The sequence below is a fragment of the Okibacterium sp. AC114 genome (assembly GCF_979253355.1).
Genome location: NZ_CEEDBR010000001.1, coordinates 2,044,090 through 2,067,069 on the forward strand (window position 1 = coordinate 2,044,090; position 22,980 = coordinate 2,067,069).

The 22,980-nt window shown below is 66.7% G+C and carries 21 protein-coding genes; 3 read left to right on the plus strand and 18 right to left on the minus strand.

Annotated elements, in window-relative coordinates; genetic code table 11:
- Window positions 1-29 precede the first annotated feature (29 nt).
- The 9 genes from ACZ6IE_RS09560 to ACZ6IE_RS09600 all read right to left on the minus strand — a co-directional run bounded on the left by ACZ6IE_RS09560 (window position 30) and on the right by ACZ6IE_RS09600 (window position 7,990).
- Entirely contained in the window at window positions 30-929 is a 900-nt protein-coding gene (locus tag ACZ6IE_RS09560) for a F0F1 ATP synthase subunit gamma (protein ID WP_077055383.1), read from the minus strand.
- Window positions 930-932: 3 nt separating this feature from the next.
- Window positions 933-2,570: a F0F1 ATP synthase subunit alpha gene (gene atpA, locus ACZ6IE_RS09565; protein WP_464607747.1), complete on the minus strand. Its 1,638-nt coding sequence runs from the start codon at window positions 2,568-2,570 to the stop codon at window positions 933-935.
- Between the two features lie 110 nt (window positions 2,571-2,680).
- Window positions 2,681-3,496 (minus strand): F0F1 ATP synthase subunit delta, encoded by an 816-nt coding sequence (locus tag ACZ6IE_RS09570; protein ID WP_464607748.1) that lies wholly within the window; start codon window positions 3,494-3,496, stop codon window positions 2,681-2,683.
- A gap of 6 nt (window positions 3,497-3,502) precedes the next feature.
- Window positions 3,503-4,069: a F0F1 ATP synthase subunit B gene (locus ACZ6IE_RS09575; RefSeq protein ID WP_077055381.1), complete on the minus strand. Its 567-nt coding sequence runs from the start codon at window positions 4,067-4,069 to the stop codon at window positions 3,503-3,505.
- A 30-nt stretch (window positions 4,070-4,099) separates the two neighbouring features.
- Window positions 4,100-4,333, minus strand: a complete 234-nt coding sequence (atpE, locus tag ACZ6IE_RS09580) for an ATP synthase F0 subunit C (protein ID WP_035837596.1) — start codon at window positions 4,331-4,333, stop codon at window positions 4,100-4,102.
- Between the two features lie 47 nt (window positions 4,334-4,380).
- A complete protein-coding gene (atpB, locus tag ACZ6IE_RS09585; RefSeq protein ID WP_464607749.1) occupies window positions 4,381-5,184 on the minus strand; it encodes a F0F1 ATP synthase subunit A in 804 nt (267 codons plus the stop codon).
- A 231-nt stretch (window positions 5,185-5,415) separates the two neighbouring features.
- Window positions 5,416-5,862, minus strand: coding sequence for a hypothetical protein (locus ACZ6IE_RS09590; protein WP_464607750.1), 447 nt, complete (start codon window positions 5,860-5,862; stop codon window positions 5,416-5,418).
- A complete protein-coding gene (locus ACZ6IE_RS09595; RefSeq protein WP_464607751.1) occupies window positions 5,859-7,178 on the minus strand; it encodes an MraY family glycosyltransferase in 1,320 nt (439 codons plus the stop codon). The genes ACZ6IE_RS09590 and ACZ6IE_RS09595 overlap by 4 nt, the downstream gene beginning before the upstream one ends.
- Entirely contained in the window at window positions 7,175-7,990 is an 816-nt protein-coding gene (locus ACZ6IE_RS09600; RefSeq protein ID WP_464607752.1) for an L-threonylcarbamoyladenylate synthase, read from the minus strand. Before ACZ6IE_RS09600 ends, ACZ6IE_RS09595 begins: the two co-directional genes overlap by 4 nt.
- 75 nt (window positions 7,991-8,065) lie before the next feature.
- Between ACZ6IE_RS09600 and ACZ6IE_RS09605 the strand changes: the two genes are divergently transcribed.
- Complete coding sequence (locus ACZ6IE_RS09605; RefSeq protein WP_464607753.1) at window positions 8,066-8,701, plus strand: HAD-IA family hydrolase; 636 nt, start codon at window positions 8,066-8,068, stop codon at window positions 8,699-8,701.
- A gap of 82 nt (window positions 8,702-8,783) precedes the next feature.
- On the opposite strand, the gene prmC is transcribed toward ACZ6IE_RS09605, so the two are convergent.
- On the minus strand, window positions 8,784-9,695 hold the full coding sequence (gene prmC / locus ACZ6IE_RS09610) for a peptide chain release factor N(5)-glutamine methyltransferase (RefSeq protein ID WP_464607754.1): 912 nt from the start codon (window positions 9,693-9,695) through the stop codon (window positions 8,784-8,786).
- Between the two features lie 205 nt (window positions 9,696-9,900).
- On the opposite strand from prmC, the gene cysK reads away from it, so the two are divergent.
- Together cysK and epsC are read left to right on the plus strand one after the other, a co-directional pair.
- Complete coding sequence (gene cysK, locus ACZ6IE_RS09615; protein WP_464607755.1) at window positions 9,901-10,839, plus strand: cysteine synthase A; 939 nt, start codon at window positions 9,901-9,903, stop codon at window positions 10,837-10,839.
- A gap of 12 nt (window positions 10,840-10,851) precedes the next feature.
- On the plus strand, window positions 10,852-11,436 hold the full coding sequence (epsC, locus tag ACZ6IE_RS09620) for a serine O-acetyltransferase EpsC (RefSeq protein WP_464607756.1): 585 nt from the start codon (window positions 10,852-10,854) through the stop codon (window positions 11,434-11,436).
- Between the two features lie 142 nt (window positions 11,437-11,578).
- Here the strand turns inward: epsC and prfA are convergent, their stop codons facing one another.
- From prfA to argS, 8 genes are all read right to left on the minus strand, one after another.
- The gene (gene prfA / locus ACZ6IE_RS09625; protein WP_464607757.1) at window positions 11,579-12,658 is read right to left on the minus strand and encodes a peptide chain release factor 1; all 1,080 of its coding nucleotides are present in this window, start codon (window positions 12,656-12,658) and stop codon (window positions 11,579-11,581) included.
- 101 nt (window positions 12,659-12,759) lie between these two features.
- The gene (gene rho / locus ACZ6IE_RS09630; protein WP_464607758.1) at window positions 12,760-15,051 is read right to left on the minus strand and encodes a transcription termination factor Rho; all 2,292 of its coding nucleotides are present in this window, start codon (window positions 15,049-15,051) and stop codon (window positions 12,760-12,762) included.
- A 293-nt stretch (window positions 15,052-15,344) separates the two neighbouring features.
- Window positions 15,345-16,286, minus strand: a complete 942-nt coding sequence (thrB, locus tag ACZ6IE_RS09635) for a homoserine kinase (protein ID WP_464607759.1) — start codon at window positions 16,284-16,286, stop codon at window positions 15,345-15,347.
- On the minus strand, window positions 16,283-17,368 hold the full coding sequence (gene thrC, locus ACZ6IE_RS09640) for a threonine synthase (protein ID WP_464607760.1): 1,086 nt from the start codon (window positions 17,366-17,368) through the stop codon (window positions 16,283-16,285). The genes thrB and thrC overlap by 4 nt, the downstream gene beginning before the upstream one ends.
- Entirely contained in the window at window positions 17,368-18,690 is a 1,323-nt protein-coding gene (locus ACZ6IE_RS09645) for a homoserine dehydrogenase (RefSeq protein ID WP_464607761.1), read from the minus strand. The genes thrC and ACZ6IE_RS09645 overlap by 1 nt, the downstream gene beginning before the upstream one ends.
- Complete coding sequence (gene lysA, locus ACZ6IE_RS09650; RefSeq protein ID WP_464607762.1) at window positions 18,687-20,156, minus strand: diaminopimelate decarboxylase; 1,470 nt, start codon at window positions 20,154-20,156, stop codon at window positions 18,687-18,689. Before lysA ends, ACZ6IE_RS09645 begins: the two co-directional genes overlap by 4 nt.
- A gap of 255 nt (window positions 20,157-20,411) precedes the next feature.
- A complete protein-coding gene (locus tag ACZ6IE_RS09655) occupies window positions 20,412-21,203 on the minus strand; it encodes an LmeA family phospholipid-binding protein (protein ID WP_464607763.1) in 792 nt (263 codons plus the stop codon).
- 41 nt (window positions 21,204-21,244) lie between these two features.
- Entirely contained in the window at window positions 21,245-22,912 is a 1,668-nt protein-coding gene (argS, locus tag ACZ6IE_RS09660; RefSeq protein WP_464607764.1) for an arginine--tRNA ligase, read from the minus strand.
- Window positions 22,913-22,980: the final 68 nt, after the last annotated feature.

Genomic DNA, 22,980 nt, shown 5'->3' on the forward strand with positions numbered 1-22,980 from the left:
GCTCTTCTTCTCTCTTTATCCGTCGAGTCTTACTTGGCGCCCGACAGAGCGTCGGCGCCGCCGACGATCTCGGCGATCTGCTGGGTGATCTCCGCCTGACGCGCGTTGTTGCGCAGACGGGTGTAATCGGTGATCAGCTTGTCCGCGTTGTCGCTCGCGGACTTCATGGCTTTCTGGCGGGCAGCGTGCTCGCTCGCGGCAGACTGCAGCATGGCGTTGAACAGGCGGCTCTCGATGTAGACCGGGAGCAGCGCATCCAGCACGTTTGCGGCGTCGGGCTCGAACTCGTACAGCGGCAGGACGGTCTTGGAGTCGGGTTCTTCGACACCTTCGACGACCTCGAGCGGCAGGAGACGGACGACCTCGGGGGTCTGCGTCACCATGCTGACGAAGCGGTTGTAGACCACGTGGATCTCGTCGACTCCGCCTTCAGAGGCATCCGTGAGGAAGCTCTTCAGCAGGGCCTGACCGATTTCCTGCGCCGTTTCGAACGACGGGGAGTCGGTGCCGCCGGTCCACTGTCCCTCTGAGGCTCGCTTACGGAAGGCGAAGTACGCCACCGACTTGCGGCCGACGAGGAAGTAGGTGACCTCTTTGCCCTGCGACTGCAGCAGCTCGGTGAGCTCATTGGCCTGACGAAGCACCTGTGAGCTGAACGCACCGGCGAGACCGCGGTCCGAGGCGAAGATGACGACCGCGGCGCGTTCGATCTTCTCGGGTTCGGTGGTGAGCACGTGGTCGACGTTGGAGTAGGTCGCCACGGCCGATACAGCGCGCGTGATCGCGCGGCTGTACGGACCGGAGGCGGCGACTCGCGCCTGCGCTTTCTGAATGCGCGAGGCGGAGATCAACTCCATCGCCCTCGTGATCTTCTTGGTCGTCTGCGCAGATTTGATCCTCTGCGTGTAGACCCGGAGCTGTGCGCCCATCGGTTATCGACGTCCCTTGACGATCTTTTCCTGGTTGACCTCTTCGGCCGGAAGCTCTTCGAACTTCTCGGAGCCGACCGAGTTGAGGGGCTTGCCCTCACCGGTCTGGAACTCCTTCTTGAAGGTGTCGATCGACGACTCGAGGTTGGCGACGATGTCGTCACTCAGCACGTTGGTGTCGCGCAGCTTGGACAGGACGTCGGTGTTGCGGCCCAGGTAGTCGAGCAGCTCGCGCTCGAAGCGCAGGATGTCTTCGACGGGAACCTCGTCGAGCTTGCCGTTGGTGCCGGCCCAGATCGCGACGACCTGGTCTTCGACCGGGTAGGGCGAGTACTGCGGCTGCTTGAGCAGCTCGGTGAGGCGGGCGCCGCGGGCGAGCTGACGGCGGCTGGCGGCGTCGAGGTCGGACGCGAACATGGCGAATGCTTCGAGCGAGCGGTACTGAGCCAGCTCGAGCTTCAGCGTTCCCGAAACCTTCTTGATCGACTTGACCTGAGCGTCACCACCGACACGCGAGACCGAGATTCCGACGTCGACCGCGGGACGCTGGTTGGCGTTGAAGAGGTCGGACTGCAGGAAGATCTGGCCGTCGGTGATCGAGATCACGTTGGTGGGGATGTAGGCCGAGACGTCGTTGGCCTTGGTCTCGATGATGGGCAGACCCGTCATCGATCCGGCACCGAGCTCGTCGGACAGCTTCGCGCAACGCTCGAGCAGGCGAGAGTGCAGGTAGAAGACGTCGCCGGGGTATGCCTCGCGGCCCGGCGGACGACGCAGGAGCAGCGAAACGGCACGGTAGGCCTCGGCCTGCTTCGACAGGTCATCGAAGATGATGAGGACGTGCTTGCCGCCGTACATCCAGTGCTGGCCGATGGCCGAACCGGTGTAGGGGGCGAGGTACTTGAAGCCGGCGGGGTCGGAGGCCGGGGACGCGACGATCGTCGTGTATTCCATGGCTCCGGCGTCTTCGAGGGCACCCTTCACCGAAGCGATGGTGGAGCCCTTCTGGCCGATGGCGACGTAGATGCAGCGCACCTGCTTGTTGGTGTCGCCCGACTCCCAGTTGGCCTTCTGGTTGATGATGGTGTCGATCGCGATGGCCGTCTTACCGGTCTGGCGGTCACCGATGATCAGCTGGCGCTGGCCACGGCCGACGGGGATCATGGCGTCGATGGCCTTGATACCGGTCTGCAGGGGCTCGTGCACGCTCTTACGCTGCATGACGCCGGGCGCCTGCAGCTCGAGGGCGCGGCGGCCTTCGCTGGCGATCTCGCCGAGGCCGTCGATCGGGTTGCCGAGGGGGTCGACCACGCGGCCGAGGTAGCCGTCGCCGACGGGGACCGAGAGGACCTCGCCCGTGCGCGTGACTTCCATGCCCTCTTCGATACCGGCGAACTCACCGAGGATGACGACGCCGATCTCGTTCTCGTCGAGGTTCTGGGCGAGGCCCAGCGTGCCATCGGAGAAGCGGATCAACTCGTTGGCCATGACGCCCGGCAGACCTTCGACGTGCGCGATGCCGTCGCCGGCGTCGATCACGTGGCCTACTTCGGTCGTTCCGGCCTTGCCCGGCTCGTATGCGGCGACGAAGTCCTTGAGAGCACTCCGGATCTCATCAGGACTAATCGTTAGTTCTGCCATCATTTTCCTTTGAGTTGCGGAAACGGTTCGCGCTTCCGATGTGTCGATCCCAGGGATCGTGCGTCTGTGTTGTGTGCGGCTCTGGGCTGGATCAGCGGTGCATAGCTGGATCAGCCGGCGAGCTGGAGCTTCAGGTCGTGCAGGCGAGATGCAACGCTGCCGTCGATGACATCGTCACCGACCTGCACCCGCAGACCGCCCATGATGGATGCGTCTACGATCACGTTGATTTTGACATCTCGACCGTAGAGCGAGCTGAGTCCGGCACGGAGCCGGGCGAGTTGCCCCTCGGTGAGCGGTGCCGCAGCCGTGACGGTTGCGACGGTGAGGTTGCTCTGGTCGGCGGCGATGCCGGCCGCGTAACGCAGAAGCGTGCGGATGCGGCGACCACGGGGCTGCTGCACCAGCTGACGGACGATCTCGACCGTCTGCGGTGAGGCCTTGCCCGCGAGCAGGGATTCGACGAGCGCGACCTTAGCCTGCACATCGCCGAGCTTCGAGCCGAGCGCGAGCTCGAGCTCTGCGTCACCCGCGACATAGCGACCGAATTCGAACAGCTCCTGTTCGATCGACACGTCCGAACCGACCGACTGCACCGCGGCACGGATGCCGAGCTCCTCGAGGCCGGCGACGAAGCCGTCCTCGTCGGACCAGCGGCCAGCGGCGGCGGCACTGACGAGGCGCAGCGTGCGCTCGGACACCGACGATCCGAAGACCGTCTGCACGAGCTGACGCTTGACCTCGGCGGGTGCGGCCTTGTCGGACAGCGCCGAGCGCAGGTGCGCCGTGCGAGCGACGACGCGGCCGACGGCGAACAGCTCGCTGACGGTCGTCAGGTCACGACCGGAACCGTTGTCGCCAACGGCTCCCGTCGAGTCCAACTCGCGCAGCGATTCGGACAGTGCTTCTCTTGTCGCGCTACCCATGATGCGTTACGCCTTCTCTGCCTGGTTCGAGGCCTCGGATGCTTCGAGGTCGGCCAGGAATCGGTCGACGACCGCGGTGGCACGGGCGTCGTCGGACAGGCTTTCGCCGATCACGCCGGACGCGAGGTCGATCGCGAGCGAGCCGACCTCGTTGCGCAGGCTGACGACCGCTGCCTGACGTTCGGCTTCGATCTGGGCCTGGGCGCTCTGCGTGATGCGCGCGGCGTCGGTCGCAGCCTGTTCCTTCAGTTCAGCGAGGATGCGCTGACCGTCGACACGAGCCTGGTCACGAATGGCGGCGGCTTCCTGACGGGCGTCGGCGAGCTGGGCCGTGTACTGCTCGAGAGCAGCCTCGGCGTCACGCTGAGCCTCGTCGGCCTTGGCGATGTTGCCCTCGATGGCGGCGGAACGCTCATCGAGCATCTTCTGCATCTTGGGAAGGAAGACCTTCCAGAACGCGACGAGGATGACGATGAAGCAAACCAACGACCAGACGATGTCATACGTCTCGGGCAAAAGCGGGTTGTGCGAGGTTTCACCCTCTGCGGCAGCCCGCACTAGTGCGTGAATCATCACGCCTCCTTGCTACGAATGACGAAGGGCTTAGACGAAGATGAAGTAGGTCGCGATGCCGATGAAGGCCAGCGCCTCGGTGAAGGCGATACCGATGTACATCAGAACCTGGAGACGACCGGCCAGCTCAGGCTGACGGGCGACACCCTCGATGGTCTTGCCGACCACGATACCCACGCCGATGGCCGGGCCGATTGCAGCGAGACCGTAACCGACCGTCGCGATGTTTCCGTTGATCTCGGCGAGAACGGTTGTTGCGTCCACGTGTTGTTTCCTTCCGTGATGGCGATGTCAGCGGATGCTGACGTCGTTTAGTGTTCGTCAGCCAGCGCGAGCTGGATGTAAACAGTCGTAAGTAGTGCGAAAACGTAGGCCTGCAGTGCGGCGACCAACAGCTCGAAGAGCGTGAAGACGAAACCGAATGCGAGCGTGCCCACACCGAAAGCCTTGAACAAGCCGTCGGCGTTGAAGAAGAAGAACCAGGTCGCTCCGAAGAAGAGGACGAGGAGCAGGTGCCCGACGACCATGTTCATGAGGAGTCGGAGCGTCAGCGTGATGGGCCGCAACACGAACGTGGAGACCAGTTCGATGGGAGTCACGATGATGTAGAGCGGCCACGGCACACCGGGCGGGAAGAGTGCGTTCTTGAAGAATGCGCCCGGGTGCTTCTTGACACCGGCGTAGATGAACGCGATGTAGGCGACGAGCGCCAGAACCAGCGGAACACCGATGACCGACGTTCCCGCGATGTTCAGGAACGGGATGACACCCGTGATGTTCATGAACAAGACCATGAAGAAGATCGTGGTGATGATCGGCAGGAACCGCTTGCCGTCTTTCTTGCCCAGAAGATCTTCGGCGATGTTGACTCGAACGAAGTCGAGGCCCATCTCGATGATCGACTGACCGCGACCCGGGACGATCTTCATGCGGCGCGTGCCGAGCCAGAAGAGGACCAGGATGGCAGCGACCGCGAGGAACCGGATCAGCATGATGCGGTTGATCGCGAAGGGGGTGCCTTCGAAAGCGACGATCTCGGGGAAGAACTCGTTGATCGACGGACCGTGGAACGTGTTGTCGTCGCCAGCAGCCGCGAAGATCGGGGCGTTGATCACAGAGTTGATTTTTTCGCTGAAGTGAACGGAGCTACTCAGCACCGAGTTACTTAACAGCACAGCGTTACCTAACAGCGCTATCTCCTGTTTCGGGGCGGAGAGCGAACTGCTCTCCGAGCGACGAACATTCGGAAGACGCCAAACAACTCACGCGAAATGCGTGTAAATATGCTTGGGGAATCTCCAGAGAGCCTATCAACATTTGGGCGTGCTGACGAATCGGTTTGCCCGTTATTGCGCGTTTTTCTGGTCTCCGGGCAACTGTGCGTCGCTGACATACCCCACGCGTGAACGAGCGACGACCACCATGTCCACCACGAGGGAGCCGATGACGCCGACGATGACACACACGAGCATGATCACACGGTTGACCCAGGGCTGATCGGCGAGGAGGAAGACCAGCACCAGGAAGACGACGAATTTGAGCAGCCATCCACCGAGAACGATGCCGAAGAAGGCGCCGACGAACAGGTCGGAGCCGTAGAAACGGTTGGCGAAGAGGATGCTGCCCGCCGTGATCGCAAGCATGACGGCCGAGAGCGCCGTGCCGATCAGGGCCGAGACGACGCCGCGACTGCCGTCGAGGAAGAAGCCGATCACTCCCCCGACCAGGGCGATGCCGATGGCGAGGAGGGCGCCGTACTTGAGGGCGTCGACGAATACTTTATTGGAGCTCATGGGGTGTCCTTCGGGGCGGGGGCGTCATCGTCCGAGCGTCGGACCGGGGATGCTTCTGGTTCAGTGCGTTGGGCTTCTGCGACCGCGACGACCTCGGCGACGAGTTCGTGCGAGATGGGCGCGTCGTGCGGCCGGTCTTCACTCGCGGCATCCAGCGGGTCGAATTCGCGGACGCGCTCGAACGCAGGATCGTCGGCGCCGACGGTCTGGGCCGAGAACTCGAGCGTTTTGCGGCGACCGAGGGGCGCGAGCGTGACCACGGCGCAGATGATGACACCCGCGATGAGGAACACGAGGGCCACCCAGTAGGGCTGGAAGACGAAGAACAGCAGGCACGAGATGGCGATGACGGATGTCCACGCGTAGAAGATCAGCACGGCCTGGAAGTGTGTGTGGCCCATGTCGAGCAGGCGGTGGTGCAGGTGCTTGCGGTCGGCGCTGAAGGGCGACTTGCCGGCCCGGAGGCGGCGGAAGACCGCGAGCCCGAAGTCGAGCAGCGGCACCACGAGGATGGCGAAGGGCAGGATGATCGGGATGTAGATGCCGAGCAGCTGGCTGCGGCCGAGGGATGTCGGGTCGACCGTGCCCGTGATGGCGACGGCGCTCGTGGCCATGAGGAGGCCGACGAGGAGCGCGCCCGCGTCGCCCATGAACATGCGGGCCGGATGCCAGTTGAGTGGCAGGAATCCGGCGCAGGCCCCGACCAGCACGGCCGAGATGAGGAGCGAGAGGTTGAAGAAGCTCGTCTGGCCCGTCTCGCGCACCAGGAGGTAGCCGTAGATGAGGAAAGTTCCGTTGGCGATGAGCGCGACGCCCGCGACGAGGCCGTCGAGCCCGTCGATGAAGTTGATGGCGTTCATGACCAGCACGATGGCGAAGACCGTCATGGTGAAAGACATCCACGACGAACCGACCGTGAGGCCGCCGATCGGAAGAGAGTAGATCTGCACGCCCAACCAGGCGATGAGGCCCGCGGCGAGGAACTGGCCCGCGAGTTTGATCATCCAGTCGAGGTCCCAGATGTCGTCGGCGACGCCGATGAGCACCGTGAGGAGGGCCGCTCCCCCGATGGCGAGGATGGGCCCCGGGCTGCCGAACGTCGAGGCGAAGAACGGGTTCTGCGAGGCGATGACGAAGGCCGCGATGACGCCCACGAACATGGCGACACCGCCGAGGCGCGGGGTGGGACGCGTGTGCACGTCGCGTTCGCGGATCGTCGGGTAGAGCTTGTACTTCAGGGCCCCGCGGTACACCGCCAACGAGACGACGAACGTGATGACCGCCGTGATCGCGGCGATGATCAGATACTGGATCATGCGTCGCGGGCTGTCTCGGGCGGCGGGGCGCCGTGCGTCGGGGCTTCCGGGTTTGCTGTCGTCTCGGCGTCCGCGGCAGGTGCCGAGAGGACCGGTCGTGCATCCGACACGGGGGCGAGCGCAACCGGCTCATCGTCGGCGGAAGGCGCCGCGTCGAGTGGTTCGAGCAGGTCGCCCAAGACCTCGGCGAGCTGCGCGCGACTGATGGCACCCTCGCGGAGGACGGTGACGCGTCCGCCCGGGCTCTGCAAGCGCGTGGCGTCGACGATGGTCGAGGCGGTGTCGCCCGAGGGACCAGCGTCGAGGTAGGAGGAGACGCTGTCGCCCAGCATCCGTTCGGCTTCAGCCGCCGTCGTAGCCGCCGGAAGACCCGTGAGGTTGGCCGAGGAGACCGCGAGCGGGCCCGTTTCCTGGAGCAGCTCGAGCGCGATGTGGTGACTCGGCATGCGCACGGCGACCGTGCCGTCGGTGTCGCCGAGATCCCACGCGAGAGACGGCTGGGCCGGCAGCACGATGGTGAGACCGCCCGGCCAGAACGCCTCGACGAGGTCGCGGACGGCATCGGGAACCTCGGCCGCGAGGGCCTCGAGGGTGTGGATGCCGGGCACGAGAACGGGTGGCGGCGACTGACGCGTGCGGCCCTTGGCGTCGAGCAATCGCTGCACGGCGCGGGGGGAAAAAGCGTCGGCGGCCACACCGTAGACGGTGTCGGTGGGAATGACGACGAGCTCACCGCGGGCGATCGCGGCTCGGGCCATTCGCATGCCGATCAGCAGCTCGGTGTCGTCAGAGCAGTCATGGATGCGGGACATTGTGCTCGATTCTATCGTCACCTGCCGAGAGCGAACGGGTCGCCGCGTGTGAGAACGGGGAGAGATACTGGATGGGTGAAGCCATCCGTGTTCTTCTTCGACTGCGACAAGACCCTCTACGACTACGATTTTCTCAAACGGCTGCCCAACCTGGCGCGCCTGACTGGGTCGACGCAATACCACCTGGCCTCGACCTGGTGGGTGGGCGGATTCGAGCGGGCGGCCAATGCGGGCGAGTTCTCCACGGGCGACGAATACCTCGAGGCGTTCGCCGAGGTCACCGGGGTGCCGCTCACGCGCGAGCAATGGTGCGAGTCGCGCAAATCGGCCATGACGATCATTCCCGGGTCGATCGCGGCCCTGAAACGCGCCTCCGAGCTCGGCACAGCCGCATTGCTGAGCAACAACCCGATCATCTTCCGCGAGGAATTGTCGGTGCTGGCCCCCGAAGCCGCCGAGATCATCGGGGGCGACAACGACCTCGTCTCGGCTGTGCTGGGTGCCGCTAAACCCGAGCGCCGCATCTACACGCGCGCGCTCGGCCGACTGGGGGTCGAGGCATCCGATGCGTTCTTCGCGGATGATTCGCACGCCAACGTCGAGGCCGCGCGCGCCGTGGGGATCACGGCCTTCCATCTGACGAAGACGCCGGACGGGTATGACACCGACGGTTTGATGGCCGCTGTCGAGGAGTTCGCGGCGCGGCCGTAGCGCGGCCGTAGCGCGATTGTTGGCCGCGACATCGTGACGCGTTCGCAAACGAGCGGGCGCGCCACTCGAGCGGCGGTTCGCTCTAACGAACGGCTGTGGTGGTGCGGTCGCGCAGCGTCAGGTCGACGTGGGTGGCGGCGGCGCGCCATCCGCGTTCGGTGAGGATTGCCCGGATGTCGGCGCCCTGGAGTTCGCCGTGCTCGATGACGAGCAGGCCCCCCTCGCGCAGCAGCCGGCGCGCCGTGCGTTCGAGCGAACGGACGAGGTCGAGCCCGTCGGGACCACCGTAGAGCGCCATGGCCGGATCGAACAGGCGCACCTCGGGGTCACGTGGGATCGCGTCATCCGGAACGTAGGGCGGGTTCGAGATGACGACATCGACCGTTCCGTCGAGCTCGGACAGCGCGCGACCCATGTCGTCGAAGACGAGACGCGCATTGTCGGCACCGATCGCGGCGAAATTCTCTCGAGCCCAGATGAACGCGTCGACGGATGCCTCGACGGCGTGCACGCGCGCGTTCGGCACCTCGGTGGCCATGGCCAGTGCGATGGCTCCCGAGCCCGTGCCGAGGTCGACCGCGACGGGTTCGGGCGTCGGCACCTGGCGGAGCGCATCGATCGCGATCTGCACGACGCCCTCGGTTTCGGGACGCGGCACGAAGACACCCGGGCCGACCCGCAATTCGAGCGAACGGAACCAGGCAACGCCGAGGATGTGCTGCAGGGGTTCGCGTGCGGCACGGCGCTCGACCAGCGCCTCGAGGGTGGTCGAGGCGGCGGCGTCTGCGCGGCGCCCCGTGATGAAGGCCGCCTGCAACTCGCCGCGCCCGAGACCCGAGACATGGCCGAGCAGGAGTTCGGCATCGACATCCGGCGTCGGCACGCCGGCACGCGCGAGTCGCTCGACGGCGAGGTCGCGCAGCTGCGACAGCAGGGCGGCGGGTTCGGATGACGCGCGGGGCGACGGGCGGGGGGAAGAAGGTGTGTGAGACATACGCTGATGGCCGTTGACGGCGACCGTTCCGCCGGGAAGCCTAGCGCAGAGGCGGCGAACACTCATGTCGGGCGCCAAGCCGAGAAGATGACGAACGTCCCGTCATCTTCGTCGCAAACCCCATTCACGCGAATAGGCTTGAGGGTGCGCCGAGCGGCGTGCACCAGAAGGATGTCGTGCGGCACAACGCACAGGGAGGCAGATCGTGGCAGGCAAGATCTATTCGAACATCACCGAGGCGTTCGGCAACACGCCGCTGGTGCAGCTCAACCGGGTGACGGACGGCGCGGGGGCGACCGTGCTCGCCAAACTCGAGTACTACAACCCCGGGTCGAGCGTGAAAGACCGCCTCGGCGTCGCGATCGTCGACGCCGCCGAAGCATCCGGAGCCCTGAAGCCCGGTGGAACGATCGTCGAGGGCACGAGCGGCAACACCGGAATCGCGCTGGCCCTCATCGGAGCGGCCCGCGGTTACAAAGTCATCCTCACGATGCCGTCCTCGATGAGCCAGGAGCGCCGCGTGCTACTGCGCGCTTTCGGCGCCGAACTCGTGCTCACCGAACCGGCGCTCGGCATGAAGGGCGCCGTCGAGAAGGCGAAGGAGATCGTCGACGAGACGCCCGGCGCCATCTGGGCCAAGCAGTTCGCCAACGAGGCCAACGCCGAGATCCACCGCAAGACCACGGCGCAGGAGATCTGGCGCGACACCGACGGCGACGTCGACATCTTCATCGCGGGCGTCGGAACGGGCGGAACCATCACGGGCGTCGGCCAGGTGCTGAAGGAACTGAAGCCCGAGGTGCAGATCGTGGCCGTCGAACCGCTCGACTCCCCCATCCTGAACGGCGGCAAACCCGGGCCGCACAAGATTCAGGGCATCGGCGCGAACTTCATCCCCGAGATCCTCGACACGACCGTGTACGACGAGGTCATCGACGTCTCGTTCGAGGACTCGATCGACGTGGCCAAGCGTCTGGCCGCCGAAGAGGGCATCCTCGCGGGCATCTCCTCCGGTGCCATCATCTGGGCTGCGCGCGAACTCGCGAAGCGCCCCGAGAACGCCGGCAAGAAGATCGTCGCAATCGTGTGCGACACCGGTGAGCGCTACATCTCGACGCCTCTCTGGGCCGGCCTCAGCGACTAGGCTCGACACTCTATGAGTGTTTTCACCCGCATCAGGGAAGACCTGACTGCCGCGCGCGTGCACGATCCTGCCGCGCGCGGCCGGGTGGAGATCTTCCTGACCTACCCCGGCTTGCACGCCATCTGGGCGCACCGGGTCAACGCGCGGCTGTGGCGGCGCGGCATCCGGTTGCCCGCCCGCGCGGGTTCTGCGTTTGCTCGCTTTTTGACGGGCATCGAGATTCACCCGGGCGCTCAGATCGGCCGACGATTCTTCATCGACCACGGTATGGGCGTCGTTATCGGCGAGACCGCCATAGTGGGTGACGATGTGATGATCTATCACGGCGTGACGCTCGGCGGAAAAAGTCTCGGACGACAGAAACGGCACCCGACGATCGGCGACGGGGTGATGATCGGGGCCGGAGCGAAGGTTCTGGGCGATATCGTCGTCGGCGCGCATTCGGTCGTGGGGGCGAACGCCGTCGTGACGCGCGACGCTCCCCCGCATTCGATCATCACCGGCATACCGGCGACGGCCCGGCCGCGCGATCAGGCATCCCCCATCGAGCGCGCCCAGTTGGGCGACGACGCCGAAGCAGCCCCCGCCGCCGACTGACTGCCCGCGGTGCGCTGACCCGGGCGATCACCGCTGGCGGATCAGGAGCTCTCTTCACAATCGACACAATTGAACGCAGAAGCCAGAAGGCCGACCCGGATGATCGGGTCGGCCTTCTGGCTGGGCTGCGGGTTGGGCGTGCTTAGCTCTGGTCGCCGATGTCGGCGAGCCGGGCCTCTTCGTCGGCGAGGATCGCCGATTCGATGACGGGCTCGAGGGCGCCGTTCATGACCGAGTCGAGGTTGTACGCCTTGTATCCCGTGCGGTGATCCGCGATGCGGTTCTCGGGGAAGTTGTACGTGCGGATGCGCTCGGAGCGGTCCATCGTGCGGATCTGCGTCTTGCGGGCGGCACTGTCGAGGGCCGCCTGCTCCTCCTGCTGACGCGCGAGGATGCGGGCGCGCAGCACGCGCATGCCGGCCTCGCGGTTCTGCAGCTGGCTCTTCTCGTTCTGCATGGCCACCGTGATGCCCGTGGGAAGGTGCGTGATGCGCACAGCAGAGTCGGTCGTGTTCACGGACTGTCCCCCGGGGCCCGACGAGCGGTACACGTCGATCTTGAGGTCGTTCTGGCTGATCTCGACCTCTTCGGGTGCGTCGACCTCGGGGAAGACGAGGACACCCGTCGTCGAGGTGTGGATGCGTCCCTGCGACTCGGTGGCCGGAACGCGCTGCACGCGGTGCACGCCGCCCTCGTATTTGAGGTGCGCCCATACCCCCTGAGACGGGTCGGTGGCGTTGGACTTGATGGCCACCTGCACGTCTTTGTAGCCGCCGAGGTCGGATTCGGTGCGCTCGAGGAGCTCAGTCTTCCAGCCCTTCGATTCGGCGTAGTGCATATACATGCGCAGCAGGTCGGCGGCGAACAGGGCACTCTCGGCCCCACCCTCGCCACCCTTGATCTCCATGATCACGTCGCGCCCGTCGTCCGGGTCGCGCGGGATCAGCAGGCGTCGCAGCTTCTCCTGCGAGGTGGCGAGGTGCTCTTCGAGCGAGGGCACCTCTTCGGCGAAGGCCTCGTCCTCTTTGGCCAGCTCGCGAGCGGCCGCGAGGTCTTCCTGCGCCTCGTGCCAGGTGTTGTACGCCGCCTGGATGCGCGACAACTCGGCATATCGCCGGTTGATCTTCTTCGAGCGTGCCGGGTCGGCGTGAACCGCCGGGTCGGCCAATTGGTCTTGCAGGTCTTTGTGCTCGTCGAGCAGCACCTGTACCGATTCGAACATGTCGCTTTCCTCCCGTTGAACCATCCTGCCCCATCAGAGAACCCGCCTGACCGAAAGCATCCAGAGCGGATGCCACGGGTCAGGCGGGTTCGGTGAGAAGGCTAGCGGTGGTCGCGCTCGTGGCTGTGGCTGTGGCCCGTCGGCTGCGGCATGGTCTTCTGCATCTGCACGAGGAACTCGACGTTGGACGAGGTCTCTTTCAGCTTGCCGAGGACGACCTCGAGGGCCTGCTGCTGGTCGAGTCCCGCGAGGGCGCGACGCAGCTTCCACGTGACCTTGACCTCGTCGGCACCGAGCAGCATCTCTTCGCGGCGGGTGGACGACGCGTTGACGTCGACGGCCGGGAAGATGCGCTTGTCGGCGAGCTGACGGCTGAGGCGCAGCTCGGAGTTGCCTGTGCCCTTGAACTCTTCGAAGATGACCTCGTCCATCTTGGACCCGGTCTCGACGAGAGCCGTGGCGAGGATGGTGAGAGATCCACCGTTCTCGATGTTGCGGGCGGCTCCGAAGAAACGCTTCGGCGGGTAGAGCGCCGCGGCGTCGACACCGCCCGAGAGGACACGACCAGAGGTGGGCGCGGCCAGGTTGTAGGCACGGCCGAGGCGCGTGATCGAGTCGAGCAGCACGACGACGTCGTGGCCCAGCTCGACGAGACGCTTGGCGCGCTCGATGGCCAGCTCGGCGACCGTGGTGTGGTCTTCGGCCGGACGGTCGAACGTCGAGGCGATGACCTCGCCCTTGACCGTGCGCTGCATGTCGGTGACTTCTTCGGGACGCTCGTCCACGAGGACGACCATGAGGTGCACCTCGGGGTTGTTCGTCGCGATGGCGTTGGCGATCTGCTGCAGCACGATGGTCTTGCCGGCCTTGGGGGGCGCGACGATGAGGCCACGCTGGCCCTTGCCGATCGGGGCGACCAGGTCGATGATGCGCTGCGTGAGCTTGTTGGGCTCGGTCTCGAGGCGCAGACGCTCCTGCGGGTAGAGGGGCGTCAGGTTGCCGAATTCGACACGCTCGACGGCGTCTTCGACGCTGAGGCCGTTGACGGAGTCGACCTTGACGATCGCGTTGTACTTCTGGCGGGCGTTGTTCTCGTTGTCGCGCGGCTGGCGGATGGCTCCGACCACGGCGTCGCCCTTGCGCAGGCCGTACTTCTTGACCTGGCCGAGCGAGACGTAGACGTCGCTCGGGCCGGCGAGGTAGCCGGTGGTGCGCACGAAAGCGTAGTTGTCGAGCACGTCGAGGATGCCGGCCACGGGGATGAGGACGTCGTCCTCGGCGATCTCGGGCTCGACGTCTTCGCCGTTGCGACCACGCTTGCGGTCGCGGTAGCGCCCACGGCCGCGGCCGGCCTCGTCGTCCTGACCCGCTGCCGGGCCCTGCTGACGGGGGTTGCCGTTGTTCTTGTCATCGGCGCGAGCGTCGTTGCGGTTGTCGGAACGGTCGGCACGAGCGTTGTTGTCGCGGCCGTTCGCGTTGCCGGCGTTCTGGGCGTTGTCGCCCTCGCCGTTGCGCGCACGGTTGCGGCCCCGGCCGCGGCCCTGGCGCTCACCCTGGCCGTTGTCACCTTCGGTGTCGCCACCCTGGCGGTCGGAGGCGTCGTCGTTCTGCTGCTTTTCATCGGCCTGGTCGGACGACTGCGCGTCGGCGCCCTGGGCCGCGCGGCCCTGGCGGGTGTTGCGGTTGCGCCCGCGGCCGGTGGGCTCGTCGCCCTGGTCGGCGTTGTCGTTCTGCTTGCGACCGTTCTTGCGCGGCTCGTTGGGCAGTTCGATGCCGAGGTCGGGGAGCGTTTCCTGCTCGGTGGCACGCTCGGCGCGGTTGCCGCGCTGGCGACGGTTGCCACGGCGGGGCTCGTCGGAGGCGTTCTGCGCGTTCGAGGCGTTCTGCGCGTCCGAGTCGTTCTGTGCGTCGGAGCCGGTCTCTGCCGCAGCGGCGACCGATTCGTCGGTCGGCGTCGCGGGGATCTGTGCGGGCTGGTCGGCGTTCACGTGGCCGACCGCTGAGACGGGGCTCGTCGCGGGCGCCTGTGCACCCTCGAGAGCGGTCTGGGTGGTGGCACGGCGGGGTGCGCGCTTGCGAGCAGGTGCGGCGGCGGTTTCGGGTGCCTGATCGGTGGCGGGCAACTGTGTTGCCACGCTGTCGGCCGTGAGAGCGGCCGCCGATTCGGGAACCTGGACCGCGTCGGTCGCGGGTGCGACGACAGAACCTTCGGCCGCGATGGTCGGCTGTGCGCCGCCCTGCGCCGCCTGGATCGCCTCGACGAGGGCTCCCTTACGGAGTTTGGATGCGCCCGGGATTCCTAGCTGCGCGGCGAGGACCTGGAGGTCTGCCACTTTGAGCGAGGTCAGCGGAGCGCCGGATTCCACGGGTGTGTGGATGTTGACGTCAGTCACGAAAAGTATTTTCCTTCCCCCCGCCCGGGCGCATACGGCTCGTCGGGAGCGCCGGTTGCCTACGCGTCTGGGGGCTTCTCCTGCACGTGCCTACCGGAGAGAGAACGTTCGAGTGAACACGGTAGAGAGCACACGTTGCGGAGGCAACAGCATTGAATGTGCGGATTCACCCGGCGGACAGATTTACCTGATCGGCATTTCCCCCGGGATCGCTACCACTGTAGCACTCAAACTTCGGGCCTCCCGCCACGCACAGCGGGGGTTGCGCTGGCGTGGCGGATGCGGCATCTGATCTAGTGCGCGGGACTCTCGTCGTCGTCGACCGGCGTCACGGTCGCACCCTTGAAGTCGACGGCGAGCATCATGGCCTGCCACGGCGTGTCGGCCTGGGTGGCGACGAGTTCGGCGGCCGCAAGACGCTGGCCGGGGCCATCCGCCAGCACGAGGATGGAGGGCCCGGCACCCGAGACGACCGCCGCATAACCGGCGTTGCGCAGCAGCGTGACGAGCTTGGCCGTTTCGGGCATGGCGGCGGCGCGGTAGTTCTGGTGCAACTTGTCTTCGGTGGCAGCGAGCATGAGCTCGGGGCTCTGCGTGAGCGCCGCGATGAGCAGCGCCGAGCGGGACACGTTGAAGATGGCGTCTTCGTGGGGCACCGACGCGGGTTGCAGGCTGCGCGCGAGCTTGGTGGACATCGTGAACTGCGGCACGAAGACGAGCGGGGCCACGCCACGGTGCACGATGAGCCGCTTCTGCTGGGGCCCGGATGTCGTGAGCCACGCGATCGTGAGCCCGCCGAACAGGGCCGGCGCGACGTTGTCGGGGTGCCCCTCGAGGTCGGTCGCAATGCGCAGCAGCGTGTCGGCGTCGATCTCGACGTCGCCCTGCAGCAGGCCCTTCGCGGCCATGATGCCCGAAACGACGGCGGCACCGGACGAACCGAGTCCCCGCCCGTGCGGGATGGTGTTGTGCGCCGTGACGTGCACGCCGGGCATGCGCCGCCCCATGGCCTCGAACGTGTAGGCCATCGACGAGACGACGAGGTTGCTCTCGTCGGTGGGCACTTCGCCCGCGCCGACACCGTGCACGGTGACGTGGGCGCCGGGCTCGTCGCGCACCCGCACATCGAGTTCGTCGTACACGCTGAGCGCGAGACCGAGCGTGTCGAAGCCGGGGCCGAGGTTGGCGGTGGTGGCCGGAACCTTCACCGCCACCCGGCGCGGGGTCGTGGTCACGCCTGGCGTTCGGCGACGAGGCCGAGCACGCTCGCGACCTCGGCCGTGTCGACGGGAACGATGGTGGGGGTGACCTGGCCGCCGTCCTCGGTGCGCAACGCCCACTGAGGGTCTTTCAACCCGTGGCCGGTGACGGTGAGGACGACCGTGCTGCCCGCGGGAACCTGACCGGCCTCGGCCCGCTCGAGCAGGCCGGCGACGCTGATGGCGGACGCGGGCTCGACGAAGACGCCGACCTCGGAGGCCAGGATCTTCTGCGCGAGCAGGATCTTGTCGTCGTCGATGGCACCGAAGTAGCCGTCGGTCTTCTCGCGCGCCGTGAGGGCGAGCTCCCACGAGGCGGGGTTGCCGATGCGGATGGCGCTGGCGATGGTCTCGGGGTGGCGCACGAGTTCACCACGCACGATGGGCGCACTGCCGGATGCCTGGAAACCGAACATGCGGGGCAACTTGGTGGTGGCGCCGCGCTCGAGTTCTTCGGTGTAGCCGCGGGTGTAAGCGGTGTAGTTGCCCGCATTGCCGACGGGGATGAAGTGGAAGTCGGGCGCGTCTTCGAGCACTTCGACGACCTCGAAGGCTGCCGTCTTCTGGCCCTCGATGCGGTCGTTGTTGACCGAGTTGACGAGGTGGACCGGGTAGTTCTCGGCGAGGTCGCGCGCGATGTCGAGGCAGTCGTCGAAGTTGCCCTGGATCTGGATGAGCTGGCCGTTGTGCGCGACGGCCTGGCTGAGCTTGCCCATGGCGATCTTGCCCTCTGGCACCAAGACGGCGGCCGTGATGCCGGCATGCGCGGCGTAGGCGGCGGCCGAGGCCGACGTGTTGCCGGTGGAGGCACAGATGATGGCCTTGGCGCCGTGCTCGACGGCCTTCGAGACGGCCATGGTCATGCCGCGGTCTTTGAAGGAGCCCGTGGGGTTCATGCCCTCGAACTTCACGTAGACGCGCGCACCCGTTCGCTCGGAGAGGGCTCGGGCGGCGATGAGCGGCGTGCCACCCTCACCGAGGCTGATGATGGGGGTCTTGTCACTGATGTCGAGACGGTCTGCATACTCGTGCAGAACTCCGCGCCACTGCTTCGCCATTATTCGGCTCCTTCAACTCGTAGAACACTGACGACGGCCTGCGTGTCTTCGCTGGCCGTCAACGCCTCGACTGTTGCCTGCAGCGCGGCCTCGCGGGCCGCGTGGGTTCCGATCACCAGGGTGGCGGTGCCGGTGGCGTCGTCTTCTTCTCCGGGTTGGACGGTCTGCTGGACCGTTTCGACCGAGACGCCACCGTCGCTGAGGATGCCAGCGATCCGGGCGAGGACGCCCGGACGGTCGGTGACGAGAAGGCTGATCTGATATTTGGTGGTGACACTGCCGATCGGCAGGAGTGGGAGGTCGGCATGCGTCGACTCGCCGAGGCCCGGGCCGCCGGCGACATGGCGACGGGCCGCCGAGACGAGGTCGCCGAGGATGGCCGAGGCCGTCTGCACGCCACCGGCTCCCGCGCCATAGAACATGAGGGGGCCGGCTGCCTCGGCTTCGACGAAGACGGCGTTGTTGCCGCCGTGCACCGAGGCGAGCGGATGATTGCGGTCGACGAGCGCCGGGTAGACCCGGGCCGAGACACCCTCGGTGCCGTCTTCGTCGGTGATGCGCTCGGCGATGGCCAGGAGCTTGATCACATAGCCGGCGTCTTTGGCCGCCTGGATCTGCTCGGGCGTGATCTGGCTGATTCCCTCGCGGTGCACGCCGCTGGCGGGCACACTCGAGTGGAACGCGAGGCTGGCCAACAGGGTGGCTTTCTGCGCGGCGTCGTAACCCTCGACGTCGAGCGTCGGGTCGGCCTCGAGGAAACCCAGCTCGAACGCGGTCTTCTGGGCGTCGGCCATGCTGTCGCCGAAACGATCCATGCGGTCGAGGATGTAGTTCGTGCTGCCGTTGACGATCGCCAGGATGCGCTTGATGTTGTCGCCCGCGAGGCTGTCGCGGAGCGGACGGATGATCGGGATGGCGGCGGCGACGGCTGCCTCGTAGTAGACCTCGGCCCCGACCTGCTCGGCGGCACCGAAGATCTCGGCTCCGTGCTCGGCGAGGAGTGCCTTGTTGCCCGTGATGACGTCGGCACCGGCGTTGAGCGCCTGAAGGATGTAGGTCTTGGCGGGCTCGATGCCGCCCATGAGCTCGATGACGATGTCGGCGCCCACGATGAGCGTCTCGGCGTCGGTCGTGTAGAGCTCGGCAGGGAGCTCGACGTCGCGTTTGGCCTCGAGGTTGCGCACGGCGATGCCGACGAGCTGCAGGTCGGCTCCCGATCGGGCCGCCAGTTCTTCGCGGTTCTCGAGCAGCAGACGAGCCACCTGCGAACCAACGGAGCCGGCACCCAGGAGGGCCACCCGGAGCGTGCGGTATTCGATCATCGTGCGTCCAATCCGGCGTCGCGCGCCAGTAGTTCGGCCTCGGTCTCGCCACGAACGATCACGCGGGCGGCGCCGTCGACGACGGCGACGACGGCGGGGCGACCGAGGTAGTTGTAGTTGCTCGCGAGCGACCAGCAATAGGCGCCCGTCGCGGGCACGGCGACGATGTCACCCGAGGCGGCATCGCCCGGCAGGTAGTCGGCGTTGACGACGATGTCACCGGATTCGCAGTGCTTTCCGGCGAGGCGCACGAGCGCGGGTGGCGCGTCGGAGACCCGGTTGGCGAGGCGCACCGAGTAATCGGCGCCGTAGAGGGAGGGGCGTGCGTTGTCGCTCATTCCGCCGTCCACGCTCAGGTAGCGGCGCACCGACGACGAACCGTCATCACCCGCGACATGAACGTCTTTGCGCGTGCCGACGGTATACAGCGTCATGCCGGCGGGGCCGATGATGCTGCGTCCCGGCTCGAATGCGAGATTCGGCACCTCGACGCCCAGGTCGGCGGCGGCCCGGAAGACGGCCTCGGCGATGCCATCGGCGATCTGCTCGACGGGCTGCGGGTCATCGGCCGTCGTGTAGGCGATGCCGAAGCCGCCGCCGAGGTTGAGCTCGGGAACCGGCCCGCCCTCGAGAAGTTCGCGGTGCGCGACGAGGAGGCGAGCGGCCGACTCGCCGAAACCCGACGCGTCGAAGATCTGCGAACCGATGTGGCAGTGCAGCCCGCGGAAGTCGAGCGACTCGTGGCTGCGGATCTGGCCGACGGCGGCCGCGGTCTCGGTGAGCGGCAGCCCGAACTTCTGGTCTTCGTGCGAGGTGGCGAGGAATTCGTGCGTGTGCGCGTGAACGCCGCTGTTGACCCGCAGGCGGACGCCCTGGCGGCGGCCGTGACGAGCGGCCGCCTCGGCGACACGCTCGATCTCTTCGAGGCTGTCGAGCACGATGGTGCCGATGCCCGCCGCAACGGCACGTTCGATCTCGGCGAGAGACTTGTTGTTGCCATGGAACCCCAGGCGCGCTGCCGGCGCGCCGGCGGCGAGGGCGACGGCGAGCTCACCGCCCGAGCACACATCGATGTTGAGTCCTTCGTCGATCATCCAGCGCGCGACCTCGGCCGACAGGAAAGCCTTCGCGGCGTAATAGATCGTCACATCGGGCACGCGGGGGGTATCAGTGGAGCCGGCGGGCGCGTCGGCAGCCGACTCGGCGCGGGCACCAGAGGCGGCGCGCGCGGCAACGGCCGAACGGAACGCGTCGAGGGTGCGCGCGGCGCGGGCCCGCGCATCGGCCTCGTCGACAACATAGAGAGGAGTGCCGAAGGTCTCGACGAGCTCGCCCGCTGTGACGCCGGCCACCTGGATCTGGCCGTATTGGTCGCGCACGGTGTTGGCCGAGAAGAGGCCGTCGCCTAAGTCGTTGGCGTCGGCGGGCAGGGCCAGCCAGTCGGGTGCGAGGGGGTGTGATGCCACCGGGGAACCAATCGTGCGGAGGGAGCAGTCGCCCGGCAGAGGACGACTCCCAAAGTGTACCGAGAACGTCTCTGGGCCACGAACCCGCGGAGGGGCTGTGGACGATTCGGCGCTGGGCGCGCTGTGGAGAACAAACCTACCGAGGGCTCATCCTCGACAGGGCATATAGCGGCGCCGCGCGGCAACCGCACGACCTCAGACAGGACGCCGGCTTCCCGTGCGACGCGGCCGGAGGGCCGCCATGTGCGGAACGGCCTAACCGCAGGAACCCGGTGTGCGGAGCGAGCTGCCCGAGAGCACGACGTCATCGGCCGAAGCCGTGACCGTCGCCTTGTCTGGCGTGACCGTGAGGCCCGTGAGCGTGACGGCCTCGGGCAGGCGCGACGCCACGCAGATGGAGAGGGGCTGCTGCTGCAGGAGCAGGTCGATGATGGGCTGCACGTCGATGTTGAGCGACCCTACGTCGACCGAAGCCTTTTCGGGCACCAACTCGACGGCGTTCCCCGCGACCGTTGGCGTGGCCGTCAGAGTGTAGGGAATCGGGAAACCGAGGACGGTCTGCGTGGAGTCGTACGTGACGACGCCGTCGCCCAAAGTGAGGGCCTGATCGGCATCCGGAGCCTCGGCCAACACGTCGAGCGCCTGCTGCGAGATGGAGAAGGAGGCGTCGACATGCCCAACGGGCTCGGTCGTGTCCTTAGGCACATCGCTCAAGACGGCCCGGGCCGAGATCGGGATGTCGTTGATGGTGGCATCGCGGGCCGTCACCGTCACGGTCTCGAACACGCCCGTGACGTACTGGTAGATGAACGGCGGGCCGCTGATCTCGACGTCCACGTCGGCTATGACACCCTCGGGCAGGTTGTCCTCGATCTGCTTCTTCACGACACCCTCGGCGACGTCGCTGAGAGCGCTGTCCAGCATCCAGAGGGCCAGCCAGCCCACGCCGACGATGGCGGGGATGAGGAACAGCCACAGCACCCAGCCGAAACGGGCACGCCGCGGCACATCCGATTCTTCGAACGCGAAATCGAAACCGTCGCTCATAGGTTGCTGCTCCCCCATCGTTGCCCCTGTCAGCCGCCGCGCTACATGCGGTCGGGCGCCGTCACACCGAGCAGATCGAGCCCGTTGCGCAGCACCGTTCCCGTTGCATCGTTCAGCCACAGGCGAGTACGGTGCACGTCTTCCACGGGCTGCTCGCCGAGCGGGATGACGCGGCAATTGTCGTACCAGCGGTGGTACAGCCCCGCGATCTCTTCGAGGTAGCGCGCGACACGGTGCGGCTCGCGCAGCTCGGCCGCCTGGGCCACGATGCGCGGGAACTCCTGCAGCGCACCGAGGAGCGCCGACTCGGTCTCGTGCTCGAGGAGCTCGGGGCGGAACACGCTGCGGTCGACGCCCGCCTCGGCCGCATTGCGGGCGACGCTGCGCGTGCGCGCATGTGCGTACTGCACATAGAACACGGGGTTCTCATTGCTGCGCTTGCGCAACTGCTCGCCGTCGAGGTCGAGCGGCGTGTCGCTCGGGTAACGGGCCAGCTCGTAGCGCAGAGAGTCGGCTCCCACCCACTCGAGCAGGTCGTCGAGCTCGACGATGTTGCCGGCGCGCTTCGACAGCTTGGCGCCGTTGACCGTGACCATCTGGCCGATGAGGACCTGGATGTTGACATCGGGATCGTCGCCCGCGGCACCCGACAGGGCGCGCAGACGGTGCACGTAGCCGTGGTGGTCGGCGCCCAGCAGGTAGATCTTCTCGGTGTAGCCGCGATCCTTCTTGGAGAGGTAGTAGGCGGCGTCTGCGGCGAAGTAGGTGTAGATGCCGTTGCCGCGGATCATGACGCGGTCTTTGTCGTCGCCGAAGTCGGTCGTGCGCACCCAGACGGCGTCGTCATCTTCGAACACGTGGCCCTGGGCCTTGAGGCGCTCAGCCGCGTCGTCGATGGCGCTGCGACCCGTCGCCGGATCTTTCTCGTGCAGCGTCTGCTCGGTGAAGAAGACGTCGAAGTGCACGTTGAAGCGCTCGAGCGAATCTTTGATCTCGGCCATCTGCAGCTGATAGGCGCGCTCACGGAACTCGGCCAGTGTCTCGTCGCGCGGGCGCTCGAGGATGGACGGGTCGGCGGCCACAACGCGCGCCGCGAGCTCGCCGATGTACTCGCCCGGGTAGCCCTTGTCGGGCGTGGGCTCGCCGAAAGCGGCCGCCTGCACCGACAGGCCGAACTTGTCCATCTGGTTGCCCGCGTCGTTGATGTAGTACTCGGTGCCCACCTCGGCTCCGGATGCACGCAGCACCCGTCCGAGAGAATCGCCGACGGCCGCCCAACGCGTGTGCGCGAGGTGAAGCGGACCCGTCGGGTTGCCCGAGACGAACTCCAGGTTGATGACGTGACCGGCGAGCGACTCGTTGCGGCCGTAGTTGTGGGCACGCTCGACGATGGTGTGCGCGATCTGGCCGGCAGCGGCCGCATCGAGGCGCACGTTGATGAAACCCGGGCCCGCGACATCCACGCCCTGCACGCCGTCGACCGAGGCGAGGCGCTCGGCGATCTCGGTGGCCAGCTCGCGCGGGTTGGTGCCGAGCTTCTTGGCCAAACGCATGGCGATGTTGGAGGACCAGTCGCCGTGCTCGCGGTTCTTCGGACGCTCGAGCACCACATCGGTGGGCGAGAGCTCGGCGCCGGCACCGGGGCGTCGCCCCTCGACGAGCGGGACGAGGAGGTCGAAGAGGCTGCGGGAGAGGTCTGCGGGAGTCACAGCGATCAACTCTACCGTGCACCGAATGTAACCATCTGCCGGGAATCGAACGTCGAAACGGGGCTATA